This is a genomic window from Pseudomonas pohangensis (genome assembly GCF_900105995.1).
GTDB classification, from domain to species: Bacteria; Pseudomonadota; Gammaproteobacteria; order Pseudomonadales; family Pseudomonadaceae; genus Aquipseudomonas; species Aquipseudomonas pohangensis.
In genome coordinates, this window is the sequence record NZ_LT629785.1 from 2,874,049 (window position 1) to 2,898,273 (window position 24,225).

Genomic DNA, 24,225 nt, shown 5'->3' on the forward strand with positions numbered 1-24,225 from the left:
CCCGTCAAGGTTTCCGCTTCGCATGTCAGTCTCTTACACATCAGCCGATGCACCTTTACTCGCCGAGCTGGCCGACTCCATTCGCGCCTGGGGCCGTGAGCTGGGTTTTCAGCAGGTGGGCATCAGCGATGTCGATCTGGGCGAGCATGCCGGGCACCTGGAAAGCTGGCTGGCCGCCGGCTATCAGGGCGAAATGGATTACATGGCAGCCCATGGCAGCAAACGCAGTCATCCCGAGCAGCTGGTGCCCGGCACCCTGCGGGTGATTTCCCTGCGCATGGACTACCTGCCGGGCGATACCCAGATGATCCGGGCTTTGAAGGCACCGGAAACTGCGTACATTTCACGCTATGCCCTGGGCCGTGACTACCACAAGCTGATTCGCAAGCGCCTGCAGCAACTGGCCGAACGCATCCAGCAGCAGATCGGCCCGCTGGGTTACCGCGCCTTCGTCGACAGTGCACCGGTACTGGAGAAAGCTGCAGGGCAACAGGCGGGACTTGGCTGGATCGGCAAAAACACCCTGCTGCTCAACCGCCAGGCCGGCAGCTGGTTCTTTCTTGGCGAGCTGTTTGTCGACATTCCCCTGCCCGTCGATGCCGCGCACAGCAGTGAACACTGCGGCAGCTGCACGGCCTGCCTGGACATCTGCCCCACTGCCGCGTTTGTCGGCCCCTATGTACTGGATGCGCGGCGCTGCATTTCCTACCTGACCATCGAGTTGAAAGGCAGCATTCCGCTGGAGCTGCGCCCGCTGATCGGCAACCGCGTGTTTGGTTGTGACGACTGCCAGCTGGTCTGTCCGTGGAACCGCTTTGCCAAACCGACCAGCCAGACCGACTTCCTGCCACGGCACCATCTCGACAGCACCGATCTGGCCGCGCTGTTTCGCTGGACGGAAGACGAGTTTCTCAGCCGCACCGAAGGCTCACCGATCCGCCGCACCGGTTATATCGGCTGGTCGCGCAATCTGGCAGTAGGCCTGGGCAACGCCCCCGGCACCATCGCCGTGATCGAAGCACTGCAACTGCGCCGCAACGACCCCTCGGAACTGGTGCGCGAGCACGTGGCCTGGGCGCTGCAGCGGCACGGGCGTAGCGTCGACTAGATCTTCAGGAAGTGCTGGCGGTAGTGCTGCAACTCGGCGATCGACTCGCGAATGTCATCCAGCGCCTGGTGCGTGCCGCGTTTGACGAAGCTTTCCTTGACCTGCGGCGCCCAGCGCTCGGCCAGTATTTTCAGGGTCGATACATCCAGCGAGCGGTAATGGAAGAAGGCTTCCAGTTGCGGCATGTAACGGCACAGGAAGCGCCGGTCCTGACCGATGCTGTTGCCGCAGATCGGCGACTTGCCCGCAGGCACCCACTGCTGCAGAAACGCCAGGGTCTGCGCCTCGGCCTCGGCAGTATCGATACGACTCTCACGCACACGCCGGGTCAGGCCGCTCTCGCCATGGGTGCGGGTATTCCACTCATCCATGGCGGCCAGCGCTGCATCGCTCTGGTGAATGGCGATGACCGGCCCTTCGGCCAATACATTCAGGTCACTGTCGGTGACGATGGTGGCCATCTCGATAATCACGTCGGTTTCGGGCTCCAGCCCGGTCATTTCCAGATCGATCCAGATCAGGTTCAGGGGGTTCTGCATGGATGACACTCCTTGGTTCATGCACGCAGTGTAATCAATTCGCCTGCCTCCCTGCCTGTCTGCCTCTGTGCGGCGCTTTGCCCGTGCTAGACTCGCGCCGTTTCCAACCCCGGACTATGCAATGAGCAAGCGCCAACTCACCCGCCGCCAGAGCTGGCGCATCGAGAAAGTCCAGGGCGAACGCGCGGCCAGAGCGGCCAAACGGGAATCCAGGGCGCTGGACGAGCTGGAAGGCGGCGATCTGGGCCCGGAACAGACCGGGCTGGTGATTGCCCACTTTGGCGTACAGGTCGAAGTGGAAGCGCTGGAAGGCGAAAACAGCGGACAGATCATGCGCTGCCACCTGCGCGCCAACCTGCCGCAACTGGTCACCGGCGACCGCGTGGTCTGGCGTGCCGGCAATCAGGGCAGTGGCGTGATTGTCGCGCAACTGCCACGCAGCTCCGAGCTGTGCCGCCCCGACACGCGCAACCAGCTGAAACCTGTAGCGGCCAACGTCGACCTGATCGTCATCGTCTTTGCCCCGCTACCGCACCCGCATGCCAACCTGATCGACCGCTATCTGGTGGCTGCCGAGCACGCCGGCATCCAGCCGCTGCTGCTGCTGAACAAGGCCGACCTGGTGGACGAAGAAAACGCCAGCGCGCTCGACCGGCTGCTGGATACCTACCGCACGCTGGGCTACCCACTGCTGGAGGTGTCGGCCCACCAGGGCGCGGGCATGGACGAATTGCGCCAGCAACTGGACGGGCATGTCAGTGTGTTTGTCGGGCAGTCCGGAGTCGGCAAGTCTTCGCTGGTCAACAGCCTGTTGCCAGGCATCGACACCCGCGTCGGTGCACTTTCGGAACTGACCGGCAAGGGTACGCACACCACCACCACGGCGCGGCTGTTTCACTTTCCCGGCGGCGGCGAGCTGATCGACTCCCCCGGCATTCGCGAATTCGGCCTGGGCCACGTCAGTCGTGACGATGTCGAAGCCGGCTTCATCGAATTCCGCGACTTGCTCGGCACCTGCCGTTTCCGCGACTGCAAGCACGATCGCGAGCCCGGCTGTGCGCTACTCAAGGCACTCGAGGAAGGCCGCATCCAGCCACAGCGCATGGCCAGCTACCGGCATATCCTGGCCAGCCTGCCGCAGGCAGAATACTGAGCAGTCGCGACTTTCCATGTCGCCAGTGGCAGACAAACCCTACCCGATACACCCATTTGATGGTCTTCCACTACAATCTGGCGCTTACCCTGTTAGCGGAGACCCGAATGTCCAGCTTTGCTTCCCTGCCCCTGGTGATTGAACCCACTACTCTGGCGACCCGTCTTGCCGACCCGGCACTGATCCTGATCGATCTGACCAGCAGCCAGCGCTACGCGCAGGGCCATGTTCCCGGTGCCCGCTTTGTTGACCCCAGGCGCATACAGCTCGGATTGCCGCCAGCGCCCGGCCTGCTGCCGGCACAGGCCGACCTGGAAGCCCTGTTTGCTGAACTGGGACACCACCGGGATGCGGTGTACGTGGTCTATGACGATGAGGGTGGCGGCTGGGCCGGACGTTTCATCTGGTTGCTCGATGTGATCGGGCACCACAATTACCATTACCTGAATGGCGGACTGCATGCCTGGCTTGGCGAAGGCTTGCCGTTGTCACAGGAGATTCCCGCCGCCCATAACGCAGCCTTGGCGTTGACCCTGCATGGCGAACCCACGGCAACCCGCGAATACCTGCAGAGCCGGCTCGGCGCCAGCGACCTGGCAATCTGGGACGCCCGCAGTCCGGCTGAATACAGCGGCAGCAAGGTGCTGGCAGCCAAAGGCGGACATATCCCCGGCGCGATCAATTTCGAATGGACCGCCGGCATGGACCAGGCCCGCAGCCTGCGTATCCGCGAGGATATGCAGGAGATTCTGAACGCACTCGGCATAACCGCCGACAAAGAAGTCATCACCCACTGCCAGACCCATCATCGCTCCGGTTTTACCTATCTGGCGGCCAAGGCCCTGGGCTATCCGCGGGTCAAGGGCTATGCCGGCTCCTGGTCGGAATGGGGCAATCATCCCGATACACCCGTGGAAAGCTGAGTCTGCCTGAGCGGGACACGGGCAAAAGATGCAGGGCAATCCGCGCCAAGCACGGTAAACTGCCCCATCCGCCTCAAGCCCGATGCCGGCAAACGCCTGCAGAAGACTCTCGCGCCATCGCTAGCAAGGAACACACATGAAAGACCGTCTATTCATTCTCAGTCAGTACCTGTTGCCGCATCACCTGCTCTCGCGGCTGGCCGGGTGCATTGCCGAGTGTCGCCAACCCTGGCTGAAGAACACCTTCACCGAATGGTTTGCCCGCCGCTACCAGGTTGACATGAGTGAAGCGCTGGTTGAGGACCTTACCGCCTACGAGCACTTCAATGCCTTTTTTACCCGTGCCCTGAAAGACGGCGCCCGCCCGCTGGCTGAAGCCGCCGATGCCGTGCTGTGCCCGGCCGACGGGGCGATCAGCCAGCTTGGCCCGATTGAACATGGCCGGCTGTTTCAGGCCAAAGGCCACGACTTCAGCCTGACCGCCCTGCTCGGCGGTGACGCAGAACGCGCAGCACCCTTCATGGGCGGCCAGTTCGCTACCGTTTACCTGTCCCCCAAGGACTACCACCGGGTACACATGCCACTGACCGGCACCCTGCGCGAGATGGTCTACATTCCCGGCCGGCTGTTTTCGGTCAACCAGACCACTGCCGAGAATGTTCCCGGCCTGTTTGCCCGCAACGAACGGGTCGCCTGTCTGTTTGATACCGAGCGTGGCCCGATGGCTGTGGTGCTGGTCGGCGCAATGATTGTGGCCAGCATCGAGACGGTCTGGGCCGGGCTGGTAACTCCGCCCAAGCGGGAGCTGAAAACCCAGCGCTATGACGCCGCCGCCCGCGAGCCGATCACCCTGCAGAAAGGCGCGGAAATGGGCCGTTTCAAACTCGGTTCGACGGCCATCGTGCTGTTTGGCCCGGATCAGGTAAATTGGGCCGGAGAGCTGGTCGCAGGCAGCAGTGTGCGGATGGGTCAGCAGATGGGCCAGTAGGAATTTTCGCAAACTTCACAGCAGGCCAGACTGCAGGCTGCGCAAATGGCGCAGTGCAATCCGGGGTCTGCTAGAGTTCAGAAAAAATGTGGCGGGCATAATCCTGCCACAGGCTATGGAGCTAGAAATTCACATGGGTAATCCGAGTCCGCATTTGCAGTTGCGTATTCCCACTCTCGACAAGCAGTCCTTGTCATTTTGTGATGCCAGCCCACAGGCCATGGGCAAATGGATCGCCAGCCTGCCAAAAGCCAACCTTGGCGAAACGGCCCGCCTGCTCTACCAGTGCCTTGCGGAACTCAATCAACTGCAGACACCCGGCGCCAATCGCATGCGCCTCATGGAGCTGCTGCGTCCGGAGGTCCTGTTTGTCTGCAAGCATCTGGAGAAGCACTTTCTCAATCAGTCGGTCGTTCTGGAAGAGCGCCCGCGCAAGGTTGCCAACCTTTGCCAGGCACTACAGAACCATCTGGGCATCGGCTACAAGCTGATCGTCGCCCAGGAAGCCGAGCAATTGCGCAAAGAGCAGACCCAGCAACTGGCCACTGCCATCGAGCGCAGCCTGGCCAGCATGCTCGGCCCACTGGTGCGCTCCTGCCAACTTTACTGCCCGGTGCCTGACGGCCTCTGGCTGGAAATGCATCTGCTCTACCGGATCGCCTGCCACTTTGAGCTGCAGAATCTGCCGATTGCAGACCCGCTGAGCAACTTCAAAACAGCACAAACGGTTGAGCACACCTATATTGCCGCCCTGATGCTCGGTTGTGCCCGCACCAACCAGATGCGCCAGAATGCTATCGCCAGTCTGGCCGAAGTCATGATTGCCTGGGCGCCACTGGTCCGCCTGGAAACTGCAGACAGCGATTCAGCGCAGTTCTGGGTAGATCTCGAGCAGGATGCCCCGCCGCGCCTGAAGTCCCTGTTCACCGATGCTGACAGGCAGCGCCTGCTCGGCATCAACCCCGGCCAGTTGCTGGCAGCCATTGACGAATATCTGCACGCCGACAAGATCCAGCGAGCCCAGGCCCGCCTGCCGGTCACCGAGCGTCTGCAGCTTGAGCATATTCAGCATCTGGGAGCAGCCTGGGGTGACACTGCCGAACGTGCCTTCCGGCGCATTCCTTCCCAGGGCGAAATCAAAATCTGCATAGGGATGACTTCGGTTCATTACTATCTGGCTGGTGAAAAAGCCTTTGGCGACTCGCTGAAAAACCCCGTAAATGCCGGCAACGCCCGCTTCAAGAACACCAAGGCCGGTGCAAATGATATCTGGTCCAGATCCTTTGACGCACAGCCCACCGCCACGCTGGTCCAGGGTGAGCCCATCGAGGAAATACAATACGAAGGCGCCGATGCTCCACTCGCCAGCTTTGGCGGTGGCGCCGACAATGAAAAATATCCGGTTTATTCCCTGCTGCTGATTAATCACAGTCCAAGCGGCTATCGCCTGAGCTGGCCTCGCGAGGTTCCCGGCCAACTCCAGGCCGGCGAGTTGCTGGGCATTCAGGACACCACGCAGAAAAGCTGGAATCTGGCCGTGGTGCGCTGGATTCGCCAGGTTCGCGGTGGCGGCACCCAGATGGGTGTCGAACTGCTGGCGCCATCGGCCAAGCCCTGCGGATTGCAGCTGACCCGCAAGGCCGAGCAGAGCAGCCAGTTCCTGCGGGCATTGCTGTTACCCGAGATCAGGGCAATTTCTCGCCCACCCAGCCTGATCACCCCGCGCCTGCCTTTCCAGGAAGGCAACCGGGTACTCATCAGCCTGAACGGCGTGGAGCAACGAGCGACTCTGGGTGAAAAACAAAGTGTTACCGGCAGCTTCAGCCAGTTCGAGTTTCACTATAATCAGGCCGCTCCACTCGGCACACAGCATCCCCAGACAGACAAAACAACCAGCGGCCTTCCCGGCGCGGATGATTTTGACTCGCTCTGGAAGTCACTGTAGATTGCGGACACCGTGCCGCTCTGCTCCCTTTCTCCGCGACTCCACGCTCGTTGATTACCCCAGATGTCCATCGATAAAAAGACCATTCGCCTGCTGATCCTCGAAGATTCGCAAAACGAAGCTGAACGTCTCGTCAGCCTGTTTCGCAATTCCGGCCGGTCCACCCGCGTCCATCGCCTGACATCCGCAGAGGATCTGCAGGAAGTACTCCAGCAAACCTGGGATCTGCTGATTGCCGCTCCAAGCAGCGAAAACCTGCCGCCAAACGAGGCCGTGTCGATCATTCGCCGGCTGGCCAAGGACATACCGGTCATCCAGCTGGTTGATGGCCCCGACTTTGACGCGATCACCGAAGCCATGATGCTCGGCGCCAGCTCTGCCCTGCCACAAGGTGAGGACGAGTTGCTGGTATTGCAGGCCAATCGCGACCTGGCCAGCCTGGAGGATCGTCGCGGCAAGCGTGCGGCCGAGATGGCTTTGCGTGAAGCCGAAAAGCGCTGCCAGTTGCTGCTCGACAGCTCAGTAGACGCCATCGCCTACGTTCACGATGGCATGCACATCTATGCCAACCGCAGCTATCTGGCACTGTTCGCCTACGAAGACGCCGACGAACTGGCCGGCGTGCCAATGATTGATCTGGTGTCCGGCAAAGACCAGACGGCGTTCAAGGACTTCATGAAGAATTACCGTGAGGAGGATGAAGCCAGCGATCTGGGCTTCCACGGTACCGCTGCCGACGGTAAAACCTTCAGCGCCCGCATGAGCTTTTCGCCGGCTGCCTTTGACGGTGAACCCTGCATTCAGGTGGTGATCCGTCGCGAGACCAGCGCCCATGGCTCACCGGTAGCCAATGAAGACCTGGTAACCGGCCTGTTCAATCGGCACCACTTCATCGAGCTCATGGACAAAGCCCTGGATCGCTCGGTTCAGTCAGGCAAGGCCGCCAGCCTCGCCTTCATGCGGGTTGACGGGCAGTCCGCCTTGCTCGCCAGCACCGGTATTGCCGGCATGGATCTGCTGCTCGCCGATCTGGCCAAAATGCTGCGCGAACATTTCCCGGAACAGGTTCAGCTGGCACGCTTTTCCGATGACGCATTCACTGCCCTGATTCCGGACCAGTCTCCCGAACAGACCGAAGCCGCACTCAGGGCGCTGCTCAAGAAAGTTGAAACCCACCTTTTTGATGCCGACGGGCGAACCGTGCAGATCACCCTGTCGATCGGAGTTGCCTCGCTGGATGAGCAAACCACCCGCTCCCAGGAGATCATCGACCGCGCACATCGCTGTGCCGACGAACTGAAAGAAGGCAACGCACTGAAGCTGTTCGATCCTGCCGATGAGTTAAAGGCTGCAGCCAGTCGCGGCGACATGGCGGCGATGATCCAGCACGCCATGGATAACGATCAGTTCCGTCTGCTGTTCCAGCCGATCGTAAGCCTGCATGGCGATGGCGATGAGCAATACGAAGTACTGGTACGCATGCTGAGCCCGCAAGGTGAAGAGGTTCCGCCCAACGAATTCATTGCGGCGGCAAACGCCGAAGGGTTGAGCGAGAAAATCGATCGCTGGGTCGTGCTCAACTCGATCAAGAAACTCACCGAGCACCGCAGCAATGGGCATAACACCAGCCTGTTCGTGCACCTCTCCGGCGCCAGCCTGCAAGACCAGACGCTGTTGCCCTGGCTTAATCTGGCACTCAAGGCCGCGCGCCTGCCGGCTGACGCGCTGATTATCCAGCTCAACGAGACGGATGCCGTTCAATACCTGAAGCAGGCCAAAGCCCTGACCCAGGGCCTGGCCGAACTGCACTGCAAGGTATCGCTCAGCCAGTTCGGTTGTGCCGCCAATCCCTTCAATACGCTCAAGCACCTGAGCGTCGACTTTGTAAAAGTCGATGGTTCCTATAGTCAGGATCTGGGCAACCCGGAAAACCTCGAAGCACTGAAAGTCCTGCTGGCCAGTCTGCACGCGCAAGCCAAACTGACCATAGTGCCTCTGGTCGAGACCGCCTCAACCATGGCCGCACTCTGGCAGACCGGGGTGAACTACATCCAGGGCTACTTCCTCCAGGGCCCCAGCCCGAAAATGAACTACGAGTTTTCTTCGGGCGATGAATAAAACACCGCAAATAAAAAAGCCGTCGGCACTGCGACGGCTTTTTTATTGCAACCTGATCGATCAGTCCTGACCCTCGCGATCGCGAAAACCGAGCAGATACAGAATGCCATCCAGCCCCAGAGTGGAAATGGCCTGCTTGGCTGACTGCTTGACCAGCGGCTTGGCCCTGAAGGCTACTCCGAGACCGGCCTGTCCGAGCATCGGCAAGTCATTCGCGCCATCGCCCACGGCGATGGTCTGCTCAAGGCGCAGGCCTTCTTTTTCAGCCAGTTGCTGCAGAAGATCGGCCTTGCGCTGGGCATCGACAATCGGCTCTACCGCCACCCCGGTCAGCTTGCCATCGACTATCTGCAGCTCGTTGGCATACACATAATCGATGCCCAGCTTGTGCTGCAGCTGGCGGGCAAAATAACTGAAGCCGCCGGACAGAATGGCCGTCTTGTAACCCAGCCGCTTGAGTTCGGCGAACAGGGTTTCGGCACCTTCGGTCAAGCGCAATGATGCACCGACCTCTTCCAGTACGGACTCCGGCAGCCCCTCCAGCAGGGCAAGACGCTCCTTGAAGCTGGCACGAAAATCCAGCTCGCCATGCATCGCCCGCTCGGTAATGGCCGCTACCTGCTCACCGACACCGGCAGCCTTGGCCAGTTCATCAATCACTTCGGCCTGGATCAGCGTCGAATCCATATCGAAGACCGCAAGGCGGCGATTACGCCGGAACAGCGAGTCGCGCTGGAAGGCAATATCGACGTTCAGCTCCTGGGCCACGCCGAGAAACTCCATACGCAATGCTGCTGCATCCTCGGGTTCGCCCCGCACAGAAAACTCGATACAACCCTTGCCCTGCTGCTCCGGCATGTCCAGCGGCATGCGGCCGGAAAGACGATCAATATGATCAATGTTCAGGCCATAGCGTTCGGTAATGCTGCTGACCCGATGCAACTGCTCGGCAGTCACCTTGCGCGTCAATAGCGTGACGATGTAGCGCGGCTTGCCCTGGGCACTCACCCAATGTTGATAATCGGCTTCCGCAACAGGAGTAAAACGTACCTGCTGATCCAGCTTGTAGGCGGTAAACAGCACATCTTTGAGCACCGAAGGCGATGTCTGGTTATCCGGCATTTCCACCAGAATGCCGAATGACAGCGTGTCATGGATGACTGCCTGGCCAATATCCAGGATGTTCACCCCTCCTTGAGCCAATACGCCGGTAATGGCAGCAGTCAGGCCCGGACGGTCTTCACCGGTGATGTTGATCAGGACGATTTCACGCAAGGCTGTTTCTCCGCAGTGTGCAGGCCGCCATTCTACCTGCAATCGGCTCTCCACAGGCAGTCACGGCGCTTTGCCGCGTAAACGCCGACCGCTATACTGCGCGCCTGTTTCTCAAGAGAAGAGCCGCGCCCCGTGACCCGGCCCAAATCCGTCAAGCCCGACAATTTCTTTCTGTTGCTGTTCAATGCAGTGCGCTACCGGCGTATTCCGTTGACCCTGCGCATTGCCAGCCACAGCCTGCTGCTGGTCAGCCTCGCACTGCTTATCTGTGCCTGGGTGATGGGCATGCAATTCAACAATGCCATGCATCAGCAGGCCGAAGCCATTGGTCAAAGCCTGGTTACCCAGACCGCGGCTTCGGCAACCGAATTGCTGGTTGCCAATGACACGCTCAGCCTGAATGTACTGTTGAGCAATCTGGAAAAGAACCCGCTGGTCTCGCACGCCGCCATCTATAGCGTGGACAACCGCATTCTGGCCGAGGCCGGCTCACGGCCCAAGCGTGATTTCCTTGGCGAAACCGAAGGCCTGTTTACCAAACCGATAACCTTCCAGGAAGTGATCGCCGGTAATCTGCGCATGTCGCTGGACATGCAGCAATTCAACAAGCCGATGAACATCAGTTTGCAAAGCATGGGACTGCTGGGCGGGATTTTGCTGATCCTCTCGCTGTACCTGAGCCTGCGGCTGGGTCGCAACCTCTCCACACCTTTGCTGCAATTGCGCGTCTGGCTACGTGACCCGGATGATCCGGCACCAGGTTCCGGGCGCCAGGATGAAATTGGCGATATAGCCAGGCAATTGCAAAACCTGCTGGTAGAGCCTGCCGAAGAGCCGGAACTGCATGCCGATAACGGCGAGCTTGCCGATGACGGCTTGCAAGACGAAGACTTCGTCGATGAAGACGACGGACCAACCTTCGAAATTCGCAATCTGCGCGACCCCAGCTTTGACAGCCCGGACAATGACGACGAGCCGGACAGCTATCTGCACCCGGCACAGGAAGAAGATCCGTTTGCCGATCTGCGCGCCGAAGCCGAGGCCATGGCGCCAAAAATCGCCCCCAGCCCCAGGGTGACAACCCGCTGTGCAGTGCTCGCCATACAACTTGGCGCACAGGAGCAACTGCGGCGCTTGCCGCGCGCGCGTCTGATGGAGTTGTTGCAAAGCTACCGCGGTTGCCTGGAGCAGATCGCCAACCTCTATCAGGGCACCCTGCATACGCTCAATGATGGCAGCAGCCTGCTGCTGTTCGACAGCAACCGCAGCGGCGAAGACTACCTGACGCACGCCATGTGCTGTGGCGAACTGATGCGCGCCCTGGGTCATGCCTTGCAGATAGAAGTTGCCGACAGTGGTATCACCCTGCAGTTGCAGCTTGGCCTCACCCTTGGCGCAAACCTCACCGAGCTGAGTCAAGGGGATCTGCTGCTCAGTGAAAGTGCTCAAAATGCCCTGGCCCTCAGCCAGCACAGCCGCAATCTGCTGCTGCTGGAACAGGCCGTTGCAGAAGACCCGCTGTTACGCCAGCGCGCACGCATCCGCTCGATCACCAGCCCGCAGGGCGCCAGCTGTGTAGAGCGTCTGCTTGAGCCCTACCCGGCGCTGCTTGAACGGCAACTGGCGAGATTGCACGAAAGCCGCCACTGATCGCGCTTCACCTCTGCGCCAGGCAGCAATCGTCAGAAAAAGAAGTCGATTTCCGCTTGCCCGCCAAACTGGTTGCCGCCTCCGGCACCAAGGGTCAAACCGGTCTTGAGATTGATCATAGCACTGGGCGCATACAGCAACTCGGGGATCAAAGACGTCTGGTTGACTCCGGAAAAGTCGCCCAGATAACTCGCCTCCAGCACTGGATAGAGATTTTCTGCCCAGGGTGCAAAGCGGTTGGCCAAACGCAGATCAGCCACGGTGAAGTCATCACTGTGATCGGGGTTGAGGTCATCACTCTTGCTGTACGCGCGCACGCCGGTATTGGCATACCAGCGGCCCCAACTGCTCTGACCCTCAGCCAGCAAGCCGGCCAGATATACATCACCCTTGTGGTTGATGATGTCGTACCTCCTGCCGTCATGCCTGGCATCCAGCGTCTTGCGTACCTGGCCAAAGCCGCCGTACCAGCCCAGTACATAGGCATGATCGGTTTCGTTCCATATCTGCGACTGGAATTCCAGCGTGGTGTAATCCCAAACGCCGCCATCACCCTCGATATCCAGATTCGGATAATTGCCCGCAGTCACCGGCCCATAGGACTCCTCCCCGGGCTCTGCGGTCGCCTTGGCATCACCGTTGGTATACAGCGGCGCATTCAACGTCAGCTGGGAAAACTCGAATACCGGCAAAGCGAAGCCGACACCGCCCGTCCAGCCGTCAAAATTCTTCACCTCATCCAGCTTCATGTCAGAAAAACTGGCCGCGTAGGCGCTCAGCATCGGCCCGGAGACCGGTATGGCAGAACGCGTCTGCATTGGCGAAGGCGGGGGTGCCGCCCATGCACTGCCAGTGACAACCAGACAAACCAGACCTGATGCCCAACCAGCCACTGTCATTTTTTCCACCCCGCAAACCGGAAAATAGATAACCTTAAAAATACCGAAGGAGCCGCAAGGCAGATGCCTTACTCCCTTTGCGGTTAATTAAAGCAGAGCAACTGCGCCAGAGTCTGCCGGAGTCACTGACTCCGGCACTGCCCAAAACAGCACTGGCCGCCAGCGAATGCCATCAACCCGCGAACCTCCCGTCAGAGTGAATTTCAGGAGAAGCCATGTCATCAACAACACCAGCGCGGCATCTACGCAATCTGCTTCTGCTCGGCATTTGCGTCTTGTTACTGCTGGCTGCGTGGCTCGCCATGCGCCCGACCTGGCAGCACGACGCGCCACGCAACCTGCCCTGGGCAGTCGCTGACTATCGCCAGGCGCACTTCTCGCACCAGACCCTGCCCAATGGCCAGATACAGCTGGAAATCGACCATCTGCCGCTGATCGGTATCACCCCTGAAATGCTCGCCTGGTGGTACCGGGTATTACCCATCTCGACCGTCGAGATCAACGGCACCACCTACCCGCTCTACCATATCTTCCATCTCACCGAGCACGGCCAGCTATGGGTCGTAGAACCGGCTACCGATGGCTCGCCCGGCATGGGCGAAGGCTCACTGGTGGCACGCCGCGAATGGTTTGGCCCGCATAACAGCGAGGGTGCCGGGCGCGTAATCAGCATTTCCGCAGCGGGTCTCACGGTCCACCCGGAAGTGGCCGGGGTACAAATGGGCGAAATCCGCCACATCTTCAACGCCACCCCGGGCGGCAGCCAGTACCGTGTAGAAAGCCTGATCGGTGTTGATTGGCCCGTCATCGGCCCAATCCTCAACTACCTGCTGCGGCATACCGTGTTCACCGAACACATGCTGCGCGAGTGGGAACGTCATCAGGTCGAGGAAGTCAGCATGCTCAACTATTACCTGCCGCAGCTGTATGCGCAGCGCGGGGATGGTTACAACTTCCATCTGGACACCCAACAGCCTTTGCCCTGACAGCCTGATTGAATTATTTCAGGGCAGCATGACCCGGATGATATCGGGACTATTTTGGCCGGTTACAGCCAGCCTGTAACCGCAAAACCATACGGACGCGTATCCATTCCATTTCATCGCGATAAATTAATATGTGCCTTTAGTATGTGTTTTCTATTTCTGCCCGGTAACCTCAACACATGCCTGACAAATGGCCACTGTTTCAAACCCTATCCAATCTGAGGTGTACCATGACTAAAGCAATCACTAGCAAGCCAGTAACTACCCCGAAAGAAATCATCGCTGACGTTAGAGCGTATTCTCACAAGGTTTATCTCGCCGGTCTCGGACTGTACGGCACAACCAGCCAGCAGCGCCGCAAAAGCTACAACGAAGTAGTCAAGACCAGCAAAGTAATCTTCAAGGATCTGGTCAAGTCGGGTGAAGGCCTGGAGAAGAAAGCCAAGCAACTGATCGACGAGCAGGTTAAAGCCGTCAACAAGCAGATCAACAAACTGACAGCAACTGCCAAGAAAACCATCAAGGCTGATGCCAAGATTGTTGAAAAGGCCGCTGTGAAAGTGCAGGCAAAAGTTGCCGCCAAAAAGGCTCCGGTACGTGCTGCCGCAAAACCACGCGTTGCAGCTAAAGCCTAAGCAATTGTAGTAAGACAGAACGGCTGGCCTTGGTCAGCCGTTCTGCTTTGTAAGTTAAAACGCCTGGCGCTCTGCGTCGGGCGTTTTACGTTCAGATAAGCCCCGTGTTTTGTGGATGCCATAACCTCCAAAAAAACCGTAGCAGATAATTAAGTACGGCTTGTAAATTTTATGCCAGAATTATAAAAGCATTACCAGACAATGCATTTATCATCACTAGCAACTTCATACCGCCACGACAAAATAATTCCTCCCGGATCAACAAGAACAGAATACTGGCAACCAGGAAGCCAGGTAACGTAGTACCTAGTATTGGCGCCATCAGCCACCACATCATCAAATTTGTTTTTATTATCAGCTGCCGCAGACCATAGACTTGACAGGCAATTAGACTCACACAGTGGCGGCCAATAATGCCGATTTAGATTAGTTCCAACCATATCGTCTTGAATGTAAGCCCAATTCGCATGCCCAGACAAACACCCTGACAAAATTAAAATAAATGCATAGCTATTCCTTTTCACTAACCACTCCACCTAGCACGCGATATTTATTGTACAAAGCACCGTAACCTACGATACCTGCCGGAATCATTGTTCCGTAATTCACGAAGTCAGACATATTATTCCAAAGTCCTTTTAACCATGATTCATGTATGGTTGCCACAGCATTAATTCCAGGAATTTGATTCATAAAATTACTAATCGGCCCTCCCTGACACATAGGAAAATAAGTACCACAGGCCTGATTAAGTGCAAAATTATTTCCCTCTCTCAGAAAAAGGTGACTGATTTATTTGCAGCAATGTCCGCAATCGACTTAGTAGCCGCTTCAGATCAACAATTCAGATGATCTTGCCGACCACTCGCGGCATACTGCCGGCCCGTAATCAGGATGACCGGCCGCATGGCACTCTTCACCAGCGCATTTGCCCAACTCGATCTGCTGCGCCAGCCGGAGCAGGCGAACGAGCCGTTGCAGGCGTTTGATGCTGCGGACGAGTACCTGCTCAATCATTTGCATGGGCAAGGGCTGGCGGCCGATAGCCGCGTGCTGCTGCTGAACGACCACTTCGGCGCACTGGCCTGCAGTCTGGCCGGACACTGCCGGCTGACCTCCAGCGGCGATTCGCATCTGGGCTTTATCGCCCTGCAGAAAAACCTGGAACGCAACCGGCTGACAGCGGACAGCGTGACCTTCGTGCCGGCCAGCGACAGCGTCAGCGGCCCGTTTGATCTGGTGCTGATCCGTGTGCCAAAGACCCTGGCGTTATTGGAAGAACAGCTGATCCGCCTGCACGGGCAACTGGCGCCCGGCGCCCGGGTGATTGCCGGGGCCATGCTCAAGCATCTGCCGCGCAGTGCCGGCGAGTTGCTGGAGAAGTACATAGGTCCGCTGCAGGCCTCGCTGGCGGTGAAAAAGGCGCGCCTGCTGTTTGTCACCCCGGCCGACAAACCAGCCGTCCGTTCGCCCTACCCGACCCGCTATCAGCTTGAACAACCGCCGCTGCAGCTGCTCAACCACGCCAACCTGTTCTGCCGCGAAGGTCTGGATATCGGTACCCGCGCCATGCTGCCGCATCTGCCACGCAGCCTAGGGCCACTGCGGGTCGCTGATCTGGGTTGCGGCAACGGGGTGTTGGGCATCGTGTTTGCGCTGGCCAATCCGGCTGCCGAACTGACGCTGGTCGACGAGTCCTATATGGCCGTGCAATCGGCAGCACAGAACTGGCGTGCCGCACTTGGCCAGCGACCAGTGACTATCCGCGCCGACGACGGCCTGGCCGGACAGGCAGCCGAATCACTGGATCTGGTGCTGTGCAATCCGCCCTTCCATCAACAGCAGGTGGTCGGTGACTTGCTCGCCTGGCGCATGTTCACCCAGGCCAAAGCGGCGCTGGTGCGCGGTGGTGAATTATGGATAGTCGGCAACCGCCATCTGGGTTACCACGGCAAACTCAAGCGCCTGTTCCGCGGTGTCGAGCAGGTGGCCGCGACACCCAAGTTCGTCATCCTCAAGGCCATCAAGTAGCAGCTCTCAGAAGCGGTAATCACCTTTGTGAATTTTGCCGTAGAGGGTTTTGCTCAAAGGTTGGTAAACCTTGCTGCCCGGCAGCCGCACCAGCAGCGGATCGCTGGTCTGTGCCGGATCGTAGGCGGTTTTTTTCAGGTCGGATTTCTTGTATTTGAAGGTACCGGTGACATCCACCTCACCGAGCAGGCGGATGAATACCGGCGCGGCATAGGACGGCATGGCCTGGTCCAGATAGGCGGCCAGCGCTGGTTCATCCAGCCGGGTACCGGCGCTCAGGCGCAGTGCCGCCATGCCGCAACGGCCATTGGTCTGCGGAATTTCCACGCCATAGACCACCGCATCCTCGATGCCGGGAAAGGCGCCGAGCAGGCTTTCCACTTCATTGGTGGAGACGTTCTCGCCCTTCCAGCGAAAGGTATCGCCCAGACGATCGACGAACTGCGCGTGATTGCAACCCAGGTCACGCATCAGGTCGCCGGTGTTGAACCAGGCATCACCCTGCTTGAACACATTGCGCAGGATCGCCGCCTCGCTTTTGGCAGGATCGGTATAGCCTTCGAACGGTGCCAGTTTGCTGATTTCTCCCAGCAGCAGCCCCGGCTCGCCGAGCCGGGCTTTCTGCATGTAGCCCCGGGCATCGCGCAGTGGCTGATCGTTTTCCAGATCGTACTGGACCACGGCGTAATTGACCGGTGAGAAACCGACGGTGTTGTCGAAATTGAACAGGTTGACGAAGGCCAGATTACCCTCGCTGGAGCCGTAGAACTCGACCACCCGCTCTATGCCGAAGCGGTTCTTGAACTCGGCCCAGATCGCCGGGCGCAAGCCGTTGCCGATCATGCTGGTCAGGCTGTTGTTCTTTTCTTCGGCACATTCGGGCTGGTTGAGCAGGTAGCGGCACAGCTCGCCGATGTAACAGAAGCAGGTGGCCTGGTACCTGTCGATATCTTTCCAGAAGGCACTGGCGGAAAACTTGCGCCGCAGCGCCAGCGTCGCGCCACCGGCGAGTACCGAGCTCCAGCTGACCAGCACTGCATTGCTGTGATACAGCGGCAGGGTCATGTACAGCACATCGGTGTTGTCCAGCCCGAGCCCGGACAGACCGAAACCGCCATAGGCCTTGATCCATTTGCTGTGACTGATCACCGCCGCCTTCGGCATGCCGGTAGTACCCGAGGTGTAGATGTAGAAGCAGGCATCCTTGAGCCTTACCTGCTGGCTGTCGGGCAGGTTGAGATCACTCTGGTCCTGCGCCAGTGCAGCCAGATTGGCCCAACCGGCGGGCGCCTTGCCGGGGTTTTGCAAGGTGTCGCTATCGCTCAACCAGTAACAGCCGTGCCGGGCGCCATCGACGGATTTGCGTACTTCCTTGAAGGCATCCAGCAGTTCCTCGCCGATCACGAAAAATACCGGCTTGACCAGATTGAGGCTGTGCACCAGCACCTGGCCGCGCTGGGTGGTATTGATCAGCGCGCCGATGGCACCCAGCTTGGCCAGTGCGGCAAGCAGGGCCAGCTGTTCAAGACGGTTCTCCAGCATCACCGCCACCACCGAGCCATGCTGCACGCCATCGGCCTTGAGTGCCCGAGCCAGGCGGTTGGCCCAGGCATTGAACTGCCGGTAGCTGAGCCGGCGGCTTTCATCCACCACCGCCGCAGAGTCCGGATTCAGCCGCGTTGCCTGCTCCAGCGCCCAGCCCAGCGAAAGGGTCTTTTGCGGATTGCTCAGGGTCGAGTAATACATGCCGCGGGTCATGCGCGGCAGACGCCAGAGCGTGCCGTGCATACGGGCGAGGAAACGGACAGGCGAGATCAGATCGGATTGGCTCATGGTGCTCACAGTAATTCCGGAGGCCGGCCGCTGCAGTAATCAACAACGGCCTGCTTGCAGTAAAGCAGATGAGGCTAACGCAATGGGGGCAAAAGCACGCCCTGCCCTTGACCGCTGCTGGCGCAATCGGCGGCAAAAAAAAAGCCGCACAAAAGCGCGGCTTGCTTGCAGCGAATGCATCAGTAGCGATAGGGCGGCCCCGCCTTGGTCATCAGTGCGTTGTACTTCTTGAAGATTTCCACCACCTTGGCGCAGCGCGGGCTGGTCTTGGCGATCTCGTCCCAGAACTTGTGCGCTTCATTCTCCACCGTAGCCCATTCGGCATCCGGAATGGTGGTCAGCTTGAGCTTGTCGCCATTCACCCGCAGGCTCGCCTCGCCACCCCAGTACCAGTACTGCCGGTAGTAGTTGGAGCTGTCCATGCACAGCTTGAACAGGCTTTGCAGGTGCGGTGGCACCTCGTTCCACTTGTCCGAGTTGGCAAAATAGGAGCCACACCAGGCGCCGGAAATGTTGTTGGTCAGGAAGTACTTGGTGACGTTGGCCCAGCCGACGGTGTAGTCCTCGGTGATGCCTGACCAGGCGATGCCGTCCAGCTCGCCGGTCTGCATGGCCACCTCGACATCTTCCCAGGGCAGCGTCACCGGCACTACGCCGAAGCGCGAGAGGAATTTGCCGGCAGTGGGGAAGGTAAAGATGCGCTTGCCCTTGAGATCGGCCAGGCTCTTGATCGGCTCCACGGTAGCGAAGTTGCACGGGTCCCAGGCTCCGGCGCCAAGCCAGGTAACGCCCTTGACCTCATTGTAGGCTTCTTCCCAGATTTCGTTGAGCCCGTACTGGTTGAACAGCACCGGAATATCCAGGCTGTAGCGGGTGGCAAACGGGAAGTAGCCACCGAATACGGCGATGTCCACCGGGGCGGCGATCGAGTCATCGTCGCTCTGTACCGCATCGATGGTGCCGCGCTGCATGGCGCGGAACAGCTCACCGGTGGGCACCAGCTGGTCGGCGAAGTACAGCTGGATCTCCATCTGCCCCTGCGCCACCTGGTTGAAGCGGTCGATCGACGGTTTGATCACGTGCTCGGCCAGCGCCGGGCCGGCGTAGGTTTGCAATCGCCAGACGATTTTCTTCGGCTCGGCGGCATAGATATGCGCCGAGCCAAGGGCTGCAGTACCTACTGCACCGCCGGCAATCGCCGCCGTCTTGATGAAGTCGCGTCTTGTGCTCATGGTGATTCTCCAGTTCCGTTCATGCGGGTGCCTGTCAAGTCCACAGCAGCGGGCCGGCAGGCATCGAACCGGCCCCTTGGTGCTCTGTTGCGGCGCCGCTGCTGCGATCACAGATCAGCATTGCGGTTCCGCTCGATACTTTGCTCAGCCTCCGTAATTCAATCTCGGCAGCCACAGGGCGATCTCGGGAAACTTCATCACCAGCCCCAGTGTCAGCAGCATGATCAGCACGAAGGGCGTCACCGAGGCATAGATATCGCGCAGGGTCACCTCTGGCGGGGCCATGGCGCGCATCAGGAACAGGTTGTAACCGAACGGTGGGGTCAGATAGGCGATCTGGCAGGTGATGGTATAGAGCACGCCATACCAGATCAGATCGAAACCGAGGCTGCCCACCAGCGGCACATAGAGCGGCGCGACAATCACCAGCATGGCGGTGTCGTCGAGGAACATGCCCATCACCACGAAGGACAGCTGCATGAGGATCAGAATCTGCCAGGGGCTCAGGCCCATCTCGCCAATGAACAGGTTTTCAATCGCCTTGACCGCACCGAGACCGTCGAACACCGCACCGAAGCACAGCGCCGCGAGAATGATCCACATGAACATGCAGGTAATGCCCAGGGTCTTGCGCAGGGTTTCCTCCATCACCTTGGCAGTCAGCCGGCCCTTGAACAGTGCCGCCAGCAAGGCCGAGCCGGCACCTACCGCCGAACTTTCCACCAGACTGGTGTAGCCCATCAAAAACAGCCCGGTCATGCAGAAGAAAATCAGCAGCGGCACTATGCCTGCGCGCAACAGGCTGAACTTTTCTTTCCAGCTGATTTGCTGCCGCTCTTCCACGGACAGCGCTGGCCCCAGCGCAGGATTGAAGTAACAGCGAACGGTGATATAGAGCACGAACAGCGTGGCCATCAGCAGCCCCGGCAGAGCCCCGGCCAGCCACAACTGACCGACCGGCTGGCGCGCGATCATGCCGTAGAGCACCAGCACCACACTGGGCGGAATGAGGATGCCCAGCGAACTGCCGGCCTGCACCACCCCGGTGACCATGATCTTGTCGTAACCTCGTCGCAGCAATTCCGGCAAGGCAATACTGGCGCCGATGGCCATGCCGGCCACGCTCAGGCCGTTCATCGCCGAAATCACCACCATCAGGCTAACGGTACCGATGGCCAGGCCGCCGTTTACCGGGCCCATCCATACGTGGAACATGCGGTAGAGGTCATCGGCGATGCCCGATTCCGAGAGCATGTAGCCCATGAACACGAACAGCGGCAGGGTCAGCAGCGGATACCACTTCATCAGCTTCATTGCCGCGCTGAACGGCAACTCGACACCACCGTCGCCCCACAGCATGAGTGCCGCAGCGGCAGCGACGAACCCGATGGCGCCGAACACCCGCTTGCCGGTGAGCAACAACAGCATCATCGAGGAGAACATCAGCAACGCAATCAGATTGTGGTTCACTCGATCGGCTCCCCACGCAACATCGCGATGTCGCGAAATAACATCGCTATGGTCTGCAGCAACATCAGCGCGATGCCGATGACCATGATGATCTTGATCGGTGCCATCCGCGGCGACCAGGAGGAGTAGCTGGTCTCGTCGTACTCCAAGGCGTATTGGGTCGAGGAAATGCCGCCATACAACAGCAGGACCAGATAGAAGATCAGGAAGCCAACGGTGAGCAGATCAACGATGGTGCGTGTGCGCGGTTTCCAGTGGCTGTAGAGCAGGTCCATGCGCACATGGTCGTCCAGTTGCATGGAGTAAGCGCCACCGAGCAGGAAGTAGGCGACCATCAGGAACTGGGCCATTTCCAGGGTCCAGCTGGAAGGATCGAACAGCGCCTTGCTGAAGGAGGAATACAGCAGTACCGCCAGAATGACGAAAATCAGGTACATGCTGCAGCGACCGATGAACCGGTTCATCCGCTCGACCTGACGCACGTACAGCCGCATCGCTTTCAGCATAACCAGGACTTCCAGACAAAAGCCTGAAAGTGAGACTAGACGAAATTTTGCAAATGCAAGCCCGAACCGCTAACGCCTGTCCGAGATTTGTCGGCTAGTATCAAACGACCGTCATTTCGCCGCCCTGCAAACGCTAACCGGAGGTACTTCCATGACCGCTTCCCTGACCCTTGAGCAACTGCGCGAACTGGCCAGCGCCGGCAGGGTAGATACCGTGCTGGCGTGCATGGTGGACATGCAGGGGCGGCTGATCGGCAAGCGTTTTCAGGTCGAATTCTTTCTCGACAGCGGTTACGAGGAAACCCATGGCTGCAACTACCTGCTGGCCAACGATATCGACATGGAGCCGGTGCCCGGTTACGCCGCCGCCAGCTGGGAGCAGGGCTACGGCGACTTCGTGTTCAAGCCCGACCTGAGCACCCTGTGCCTGCTGCCCTGGCTGGAAGGCACCGCGCTGGTGCTCTGCGACGTGCAGGACCACCATCATCAGGACCTGGCCCACAGCCCGCGCGGCATACTCAAGCGGCAGCTCGCCCGGCTCGCCGAGCGCGGTTATCAGGGCATGTTCGCCTCGGAGCTGGAGTTCTATCTGTTCGACCAGAGCTACGACAGCATCCATGAAAACCACTACCTGAATCCGCGCACCATCAACCACCACATCGAGGACTACGGCATCCTGCAGAGCAGCCGTGAAGAACCGGTGATGCGCGCCATTCGCAAACACCTGCAGGCCGCCGGCATCCCGGTGGAAAACTCCAAGGGCGAATGGGGCCCCGGCCAGCAGGAAATCAATGTGCGCTATGCCGAGGCGCTGGCCATGGCCGACCGCCATGTGCTGATCAAGCATGCCTGCAAGGAAATCGCCCTGCTGCAGGGCAAAGCCATCACCTTCATGGCCAAATGGCGCTATGACCTGGCCGGCTCCAGCAGCCATGTGCACAACTCGCTGTGGAGTCTGGACGGCAAACAGGCGCTGTTCCACGACCCGCAGGCGCCCTACGGCATGTCCGCGCTGATGCGCCAGTGGGTCGCCGGCCAGCTCAGGTATGCCGGCGACATCGCCTATTTCCTGGCGCCTTACATCAACTCCTACAAGCGCTTCCAGGCCGGCACCTTTGCACCGACGCGGGCGATCTGGAGTCGCGATAACCGCACCGCCGGCTTCCGCCTGTGTGGCGAAAACAGCAAGGCGATCCGCATCGAGTGCCGCATCGGCGGTGCCGACCTCAACCCCTACCTGGCCTTCGCGGCACTGATTGCTGCCGGTCTGGCCGGCATCGACGAGCAGCTGGAATTGCCCGAGCCTTTTGCCGGTGATGCCTACGGCAACGACAAGCTGCCGGAGGTGGCCAAGACCCTGCGTGATGCGGCTGCCGCACTGGATCGTTCGCAAATGCTGCGTGCCGCGCTGGGTGATCCGGTGGTCGAGCACTACCTGCACACCGCGCGCTGGGAGCAACAGGAATACGACCGGCGAATCACCGACTGGGAATTGCAGCGCGGTTTTGAACGTTATTGACACAGCCCTTTTTCGAGGAGACCCGATGAACAGTATTCAACTGATTTCACCGGTTGACGGCAGCCTGTATGCCGAACGCCCGCTGACCAGCAGCCAGGCACTCGACCAGGCCCTGCGCGCTGCCCGTGATGCCCAGCGCGACTGGCGCCAGCTGCCGGTCGAGGCCCGCGCCCTGTATTGCCTGAAAGCGGTAGAGGCGATGCTGGCCATGCAGGAACAGATAGTGCCGGAGCTGGCCTGGCAGATGGGCCGCCCGGTGCGCTACGGCGCCGGCGAGTTGCGCGGCTTTGCCGAACGCGCCAATCACATGATCAGCATCGCCAGCGAGGCACTGGCTGATGTCGTGCCGCCGCCCATCGACGGCTTCAAGCGCTACATCCGCCGCGAGCCGCTGGGAACCGTGCTGGTGGTGGCGCCATGGAACTATCCCTACCTGACCGCGGTGAATGCCATCATCCCGGCGCTGATGGCCGGCAACGCCGTGCTGCTCAAACATGCCAGCCAGACCTTGCTGGTCGGTGAGCGTTTTGCCCAGGCCTTCCGCACCGCCGGCTTGCCGGACGGGCTGTTCCAAAACCTGGTACTGGATCACGGCCAGACCGCTGCACTGATCGCCTCGGGGCATGTGCAACAGGTCAACTTCACCGGCTCGGTGCACGGTGGCCAGTTGATGGAAAGTGCCGCCGCCGGTCACTTCATCGGCATGGGCCTGGAACTCGGTGGCAAGGACCCGGCCTATGTGCGGGCCGATGCCAATCTGCAGCACGCAGTGGAAAATCTGGTGGACGGCAGCTTCTTCAACTCCGGGCAAAGCTGCTGCGGCATCGAGCGCATCTATGTCGACCAGGCGATCTACCCGGCCTTCGTCGAGGCCTTTGTCGAACTGACCCGCCAGTATGTGCTGGGCAATCCGCTGCAGGAAGCCACCACCCTCGGGCCACTGGTGCGCACCTCGGCGGCGACCTTCGTCCGCCAGCAGATCGCCGCGGCCTGTGCCGGCGGCGCCCGCGCACTGATCGATCCGGCCAGCTTCACCGCCAACGCAGTGGACAGCCCCTATCTGGCACCGCAGGTACTGGTCAACGTCGACCATGGCATGGCGGTGATGCGCGAAGAAAGCTTCGGCCCGGTGGTCGGCATCATGCCGGTGAGCGGCGACGAACAGGCAGTCGGCCTGATGAACGACAGCCCCTTCGGCCTCACTGCCTCGTTGTGGAGTCAGGACCTCGCACGCTGTGAAGACCTCAGCCAGCAGATCGAGGCCGGCACCCTGTTCATGAACCGCTGCGACTATCTGGATCCGGCACTGGCCTGGACCGGCGTCAAGCACAGCGGCCGCGGAGTCAGCCTGTCACGCATCGGCTACGAACACCTGACCCGCGCCAAATCCTTCCACCTGCGCCACAGCCTCTGAT

The 24,225-nt window shown here is 59.8% G+C and carries 19 protein-coding genes; 12 read left to right on the plus strand and 7 right to left on the minus strand.

Annotation, left to right across the window (positions count from 1 at the left end; all coding sequences use genetic code 11):
- Positions 1–22 precede the first annotated feature (22 nt).
- A complete protein-coding gene (queG, locus tag BLT89_RS13450) occupies positions 23–1,108 on the plus strand; it encodes a tRNA epoxyqueuosine(34) reductase QueG (RefSeq protein WP_090196357.1) in 1,086 nt (361 codons plus the stop codon).
- On the opposite strand, the gene orn is transcribed toward queG, so the two are convergent.
- On the minus strand, positions 1,105–1,647 hold the full coding sequence (orn, locus tag BLT89_RS13455; protein WP_090196361.1) for an oligoribonuclease: 543 nt from the start codon (positions 1,645–1,647) through the stop codon (positions 1,105–1,107). The two genes, queG and orn, sit on opposite strands and share 4 nt — an antisense overlap.
- A gap of 121 nt (positions 1,648–1,768) precedes the next feature.
- Here orn and rsgA point away from each other — a divergent pair, with 121 nt between their 5' ends.
- The 5 genes from rsgA (at position 1,769) to BLT89_RS13480 (ending at position 8,774) form a co-directional block, all read left to right on the plus strand.
- The gene (gene rsgA / locus BLT89_RS13460; RefSeq protein WP_090196364.1) at positions 1,769–2,800 is read left to right on the plus strand and encodes a small ribosomal subunit biogenesis GTPase RsgA; all 1,032 of its coding nucleotides are present in this window, start codon (positions 1,769–1,771) and stop codon (positions 2,798–2,800) included.
- A gap of 107 nt (positions 2,801–2,907) precedes the next feature.
- The gene (locus BLT89_RS13465; protein WP_090196365.1) at positions 2,908–3,723 is read left to right on the plus strand and encodes a rhodanese-like domain-containing protein; all 816 of its coding nucleotides are present in this window, start codon (positions 2,908–2,910) and stop codon (positions 3,721–3,723) included.
- A 136-nt stretch (positions 3,724–3,859) separates the two neighbouring features.
- Positions 3,860–4,711 carry an archaetidylserine decarboxylase gene (gene asd, locus BLT89_RS13470; RefSeq protein WP_090196367.1) on the plus strand — a complete coding sequence of 284 codons (852 nt, stop codon included), beginning with the start codon at positions 3,860–3,862 and terminating at the stop codon, positions 4,709–4,711.
- Positions 4,712–4,844: 133 nt separating this feature from the next.
- Positions 4,845–6,656 carry a molecular chaperone gene (locus BLT89_RS13475; RefSeq protein WP_090196369.1) on the plus strand — a complete coding sequence of 604 codons (1,812 nt, stop codon included), beginning with the start codon at positions 4,845–4,847 and terminating at the stop codon, positions 6,654–6,656.
- A 63-nt stretch (positions 6,657–6,719) separates the two neighbouring features.
- Positions 6,720–8,774, plus strand: coding sequence for an EAL domain-containing response regulator (locus tag BLT89_RS13480; RefSeq protein ID WP_090196372.1), 2,055 nt, complete (start codon positions 6,720–6,722; stop codon positions 8,772–8,774).
- Between the two features lie 60 nt (positions 8,775–8,834).
- Here the strand turns inward: BLT89_RS13480 and serB are convergent, their stop codons facing one another.
- Positions 8,835–10,049, minus strand: coding sequence for a phosphoserine phosphatase SerB (gene serB, locus BLT89_RS13485; RefSeq protein ID WP_090196375.1), 1,215 nt, complete (start codon positions 10,047–10,049; stop codon positions 8,835–8,837).
- 132 nt (positions 10,050–10,181) lie between these two features.
- Between serB and BLT89_RS13490 the strand changes: the two genes are divergently transcribed.
- Entirely contained in the window at positions 10,182–11,699 is a 1,518-nt protein-coding gene (locus tag BLT89_RS13490; RefSeq protein WP_090196380.1) for an AhpA/YtjB family protein, read from the plus strand.
- A gap of 32 nt (positions 11,700–11,731) precedes the next feature.
- On the opposite strand, the gene BLT89_RS13495 is transcribed toward BLT89_RS13490, so the two are convergent.
- Positions 11,732–12,517, minus strand: coding sequence for a hypothetical protein (locus tag BLT89_RS13495; RefSeq protein ID WP_157718875.1), 786 nt, complete (start codon positions 12,515–12,517; stop codon positions 11,732–11,734).
- Between the two features lie 296 nt (positions 12,518–12,813).
- On the opposite strand from BLT89_RS13495, the gene BLT89_RS13500 reads away from it, so the two are divergent.
- The 3 genes from BLT89_RS13500 to BLT89_RS13510 all read left to right on the plus strand — a co-directional run bounded on the left by BLT89_RS13500 (position 12,814) and on the right by BLT89_RS13510 (position 16,250).
- Positions 12,814–13,584 carry a hypothetical protein gene (locus BLT89_RS13500; RefSeq protein ID WP_090196393.1) on the plus strand — a complete coding sequence of 257 codons (771 nt, stop codon included), beginning with the start codon at positions 12,814–12,816 and terminating at the stop codon, positions 13,582–13,584.
- A gap of 230 nt (positions 13,585–13,814) precedes the next feature.
- The gene (locus BLT89_RS13505) at positions 13,815–14,219 is read left to right on the plus strand and encodes a phasin family protein (RefSeq protein WP_157718876.1); all 405 of its coding nucleotides are present in this window, start codon (positions 13,815–13,817) and stop codon (positions 14,217–14,219) included.
- A 906-nt stretch (positions 14,220–15,125) separates the two neighbouring features.
- Entirely contained in the window at positions 15,126–16,250 is a 1,125-nt protein-coding gene (locus tag BLT89_RS13510; protein ID WP_090196397.1) for a methyltransferase, read from the plus strand.
- A 6-nt stretch (positions 16,251–16,256) separates the two neighbouring features.
- On the opposite strand, the gene BLT89_RS13515 is transcribed toward BLT89_RS13510, so the two are convergent.
- The 4 genes from BLT89_RS13515 to BLT89_RS13530 form a co-directional block, all read right to left on the minus strand.
- Positions 16,257–18,083 (minus strand): long-chain-acyl-CoA synthetase, encoded by a 1,827-nt coding sequence (locus BLT89_RS13515; protein ID WP_090196399.1) that lies wholly within the window; start codon positions 18,081–18,083, stop codon positions 16,257–16,259.
- 179 nt (positions 18,084–18,262) lie between these two features.
- Positions 18,263–19,315 carry a TRAP transporter substrate-binding protein DctP gene (gene dctP / locus BLT89_RS13520; RefSeq protein WP_090196402.1) on the minus strand — a complete coding sequence of 351 codons (1,053 nt, stop codon included), beginning with the start codon at positions 19,313–19,315 and terminating at the stop codon, positions 18,263–18,265.
- Between the two features lie 144 nt (positions 19,316–19,459).
- Entirely contained in the window at positions 19,460–20,785 is a 1,326-nt protein-coding gene (locus BLT89_RS13525) for a TRAP transporter large permease (RefSeq protein WP_090196404.1), read from the minus strand.
- Positions 20,782–21,291, minus strand: a complete 510-nt coding sequence (locus BLT89_RS13530; protein WP_172829135.1) for a TRAP transporter small permease subunit — start codon at positions 21,289–21,291, stop codon at positions 20,782–20,784. The genes BLT89_RS13525 and BLT89_RS13530 overlap by 4 nt, the downstream gene beginning before the upstream one ends.
- 151 nt (positions 21,292–21,442) lie before the next feature.
- Here BLT89_RS13530 and BLT89_RS13535 point away from each other — a divergent pair, with 151 nt between their 5' ends.
- Both BLT89_RS13535 and BLT89_RS13540 read left to right on the plus strand, forming a co-directional pair.
- A complete protein-coding gene (locus BLT89_RS13535) occupies positions 21,443–22,810 on the plus strand; it encodes a glutamine synthetase family protein (RefSeq protein ID WP_090196407.1) in 1,368 nt (455 codons plus the stop codon).
- A 25-nt stretch (positions 22,811–22,835) separates the two neighbouring features.
- A complete protein-coding gene (locus BLT89_RS13540) occupies positions 22,836–24,224 on the plus strand; it encodes an aldehyde dehydrogenase family protein (protein WP_090196410.1) in 1,389 nt (462 codons plus the stop codon).
- Position 24,225: the final 1 nt, after the last annotated feature.

Excerpts from the sequence above, each read along its gene's own strand:
- queG (WP_090196357.1), top strand. The coding sequence starts at position 23 with ATGTCAGTCTCTTACACATCAGCCGATGCACCTTTACTCGCCGAGCTG.
- orn (WP_090196361.1), bottom strand. The coding sequence starts at position 1,647 with ATGCAGAACCCCCTGAACCTGATCTGGATCGATCTGGAAATGACCGGG.
- rsgA (WP_090196364.1), top strand. The coding sequence starts at position 1,769 with ATGAGCAAGCGCCAACTCACCCGCCGCCAGAGCTGGCGCATCGAGAAA.
- BLT89_RS13465 (WP_090196365.1), top strand. The coding sequence starts at position 2,908 with ATGTCCAGCTTTGCTTCCCTGCCCCTGGTGATTGAACCCACTACTCTG.
- asd (WP_090196367.1), top strand. The coding sequence starts at position 3,860 with ATGAAAGACCGTCTATTCATTCTCAGTCAGTACCTGTTGCCGCATCAC.
- BLT89_RS13475 (WP_090196369.1), top strand. The coding sequence starts at position 4,845 with ATGGGTAATCCGAGTCCGCATTTGCAGTTGCGTATTCCCACTCTCGAC.
- BLT89_RS13480 (WP_090196372.1), top strand. The coding sequence starts at position 6,720 with ATGTCCATCGATAAAAAGACCATTCGCCTGCTGATCCTCGAAGATTCG.
- BLT89_RS13495 (WP_157718875.1), bottom strand. The coding sequence starts at position 12,517 with ATGCAGACGCGTTCTGCCATACCGGTCTCCGGGCCGATGCTGAGCGCC.
- BLT89_RS13500 (WP_090196393.1), top strand. The coding sequence starts at position 12,814 with ATGTCATCAACAACACCAGCGCGGCATCTACGCAATCTGCTTCTGCTC.
- BLT89_RS13505 (WP_157718876.1), top strand. The coding sequence starts at position 13,815 with ATGACTAAAGCAATCACTAGCAAGCCAGTAACTACCCCGAAAGAAATC.
- BLT89_RS13510 (WP_090196397.1), top strand. The coding sequence starts at position 15,126 with ATGGCACTCTTCACCAGCGCATTTGCCCAACTCGATCTGCTGCGCCAG.
- BLT89_RS13515 (WP_090196399.1), bottom strand. The coding sequence starts at position 18,083 with ATGAGCCAATCCGATCTGATCTCGCCTGTCCGTTTCCTCGCCCGTATG.
- dctP (WP_090196402.1), bottom strand. The coding sequence starts at position 19,315 with ATGAGCACAAGACGCGACTTCATCAAGACGGCGGCGATTGCCGGCGGT.
- BLT89_RS13530 (WP_172829135.1), bottom strand. The coding sequence starts at position 21,291 with ATGCTGAAAGCGATGCGGCTGTACGTGCGTCAGGTCGAGCGGATGAAC.
- BLT89_RS13535 (WP_090196407.1), top strand. The coding sequence starts at position 21,443 with ATGACCGCTTCCCTGACCCTTGAGCAACTGCGCGAACTGGCCAGCGCC.
- BLT89_RS13540 (WP_090196410.1), top strand. The coding sequence starts at position 22,836 with ATGAACAGTATTCAACTGATTTCACCGGTTGACGGCAGCCTGTATGCC.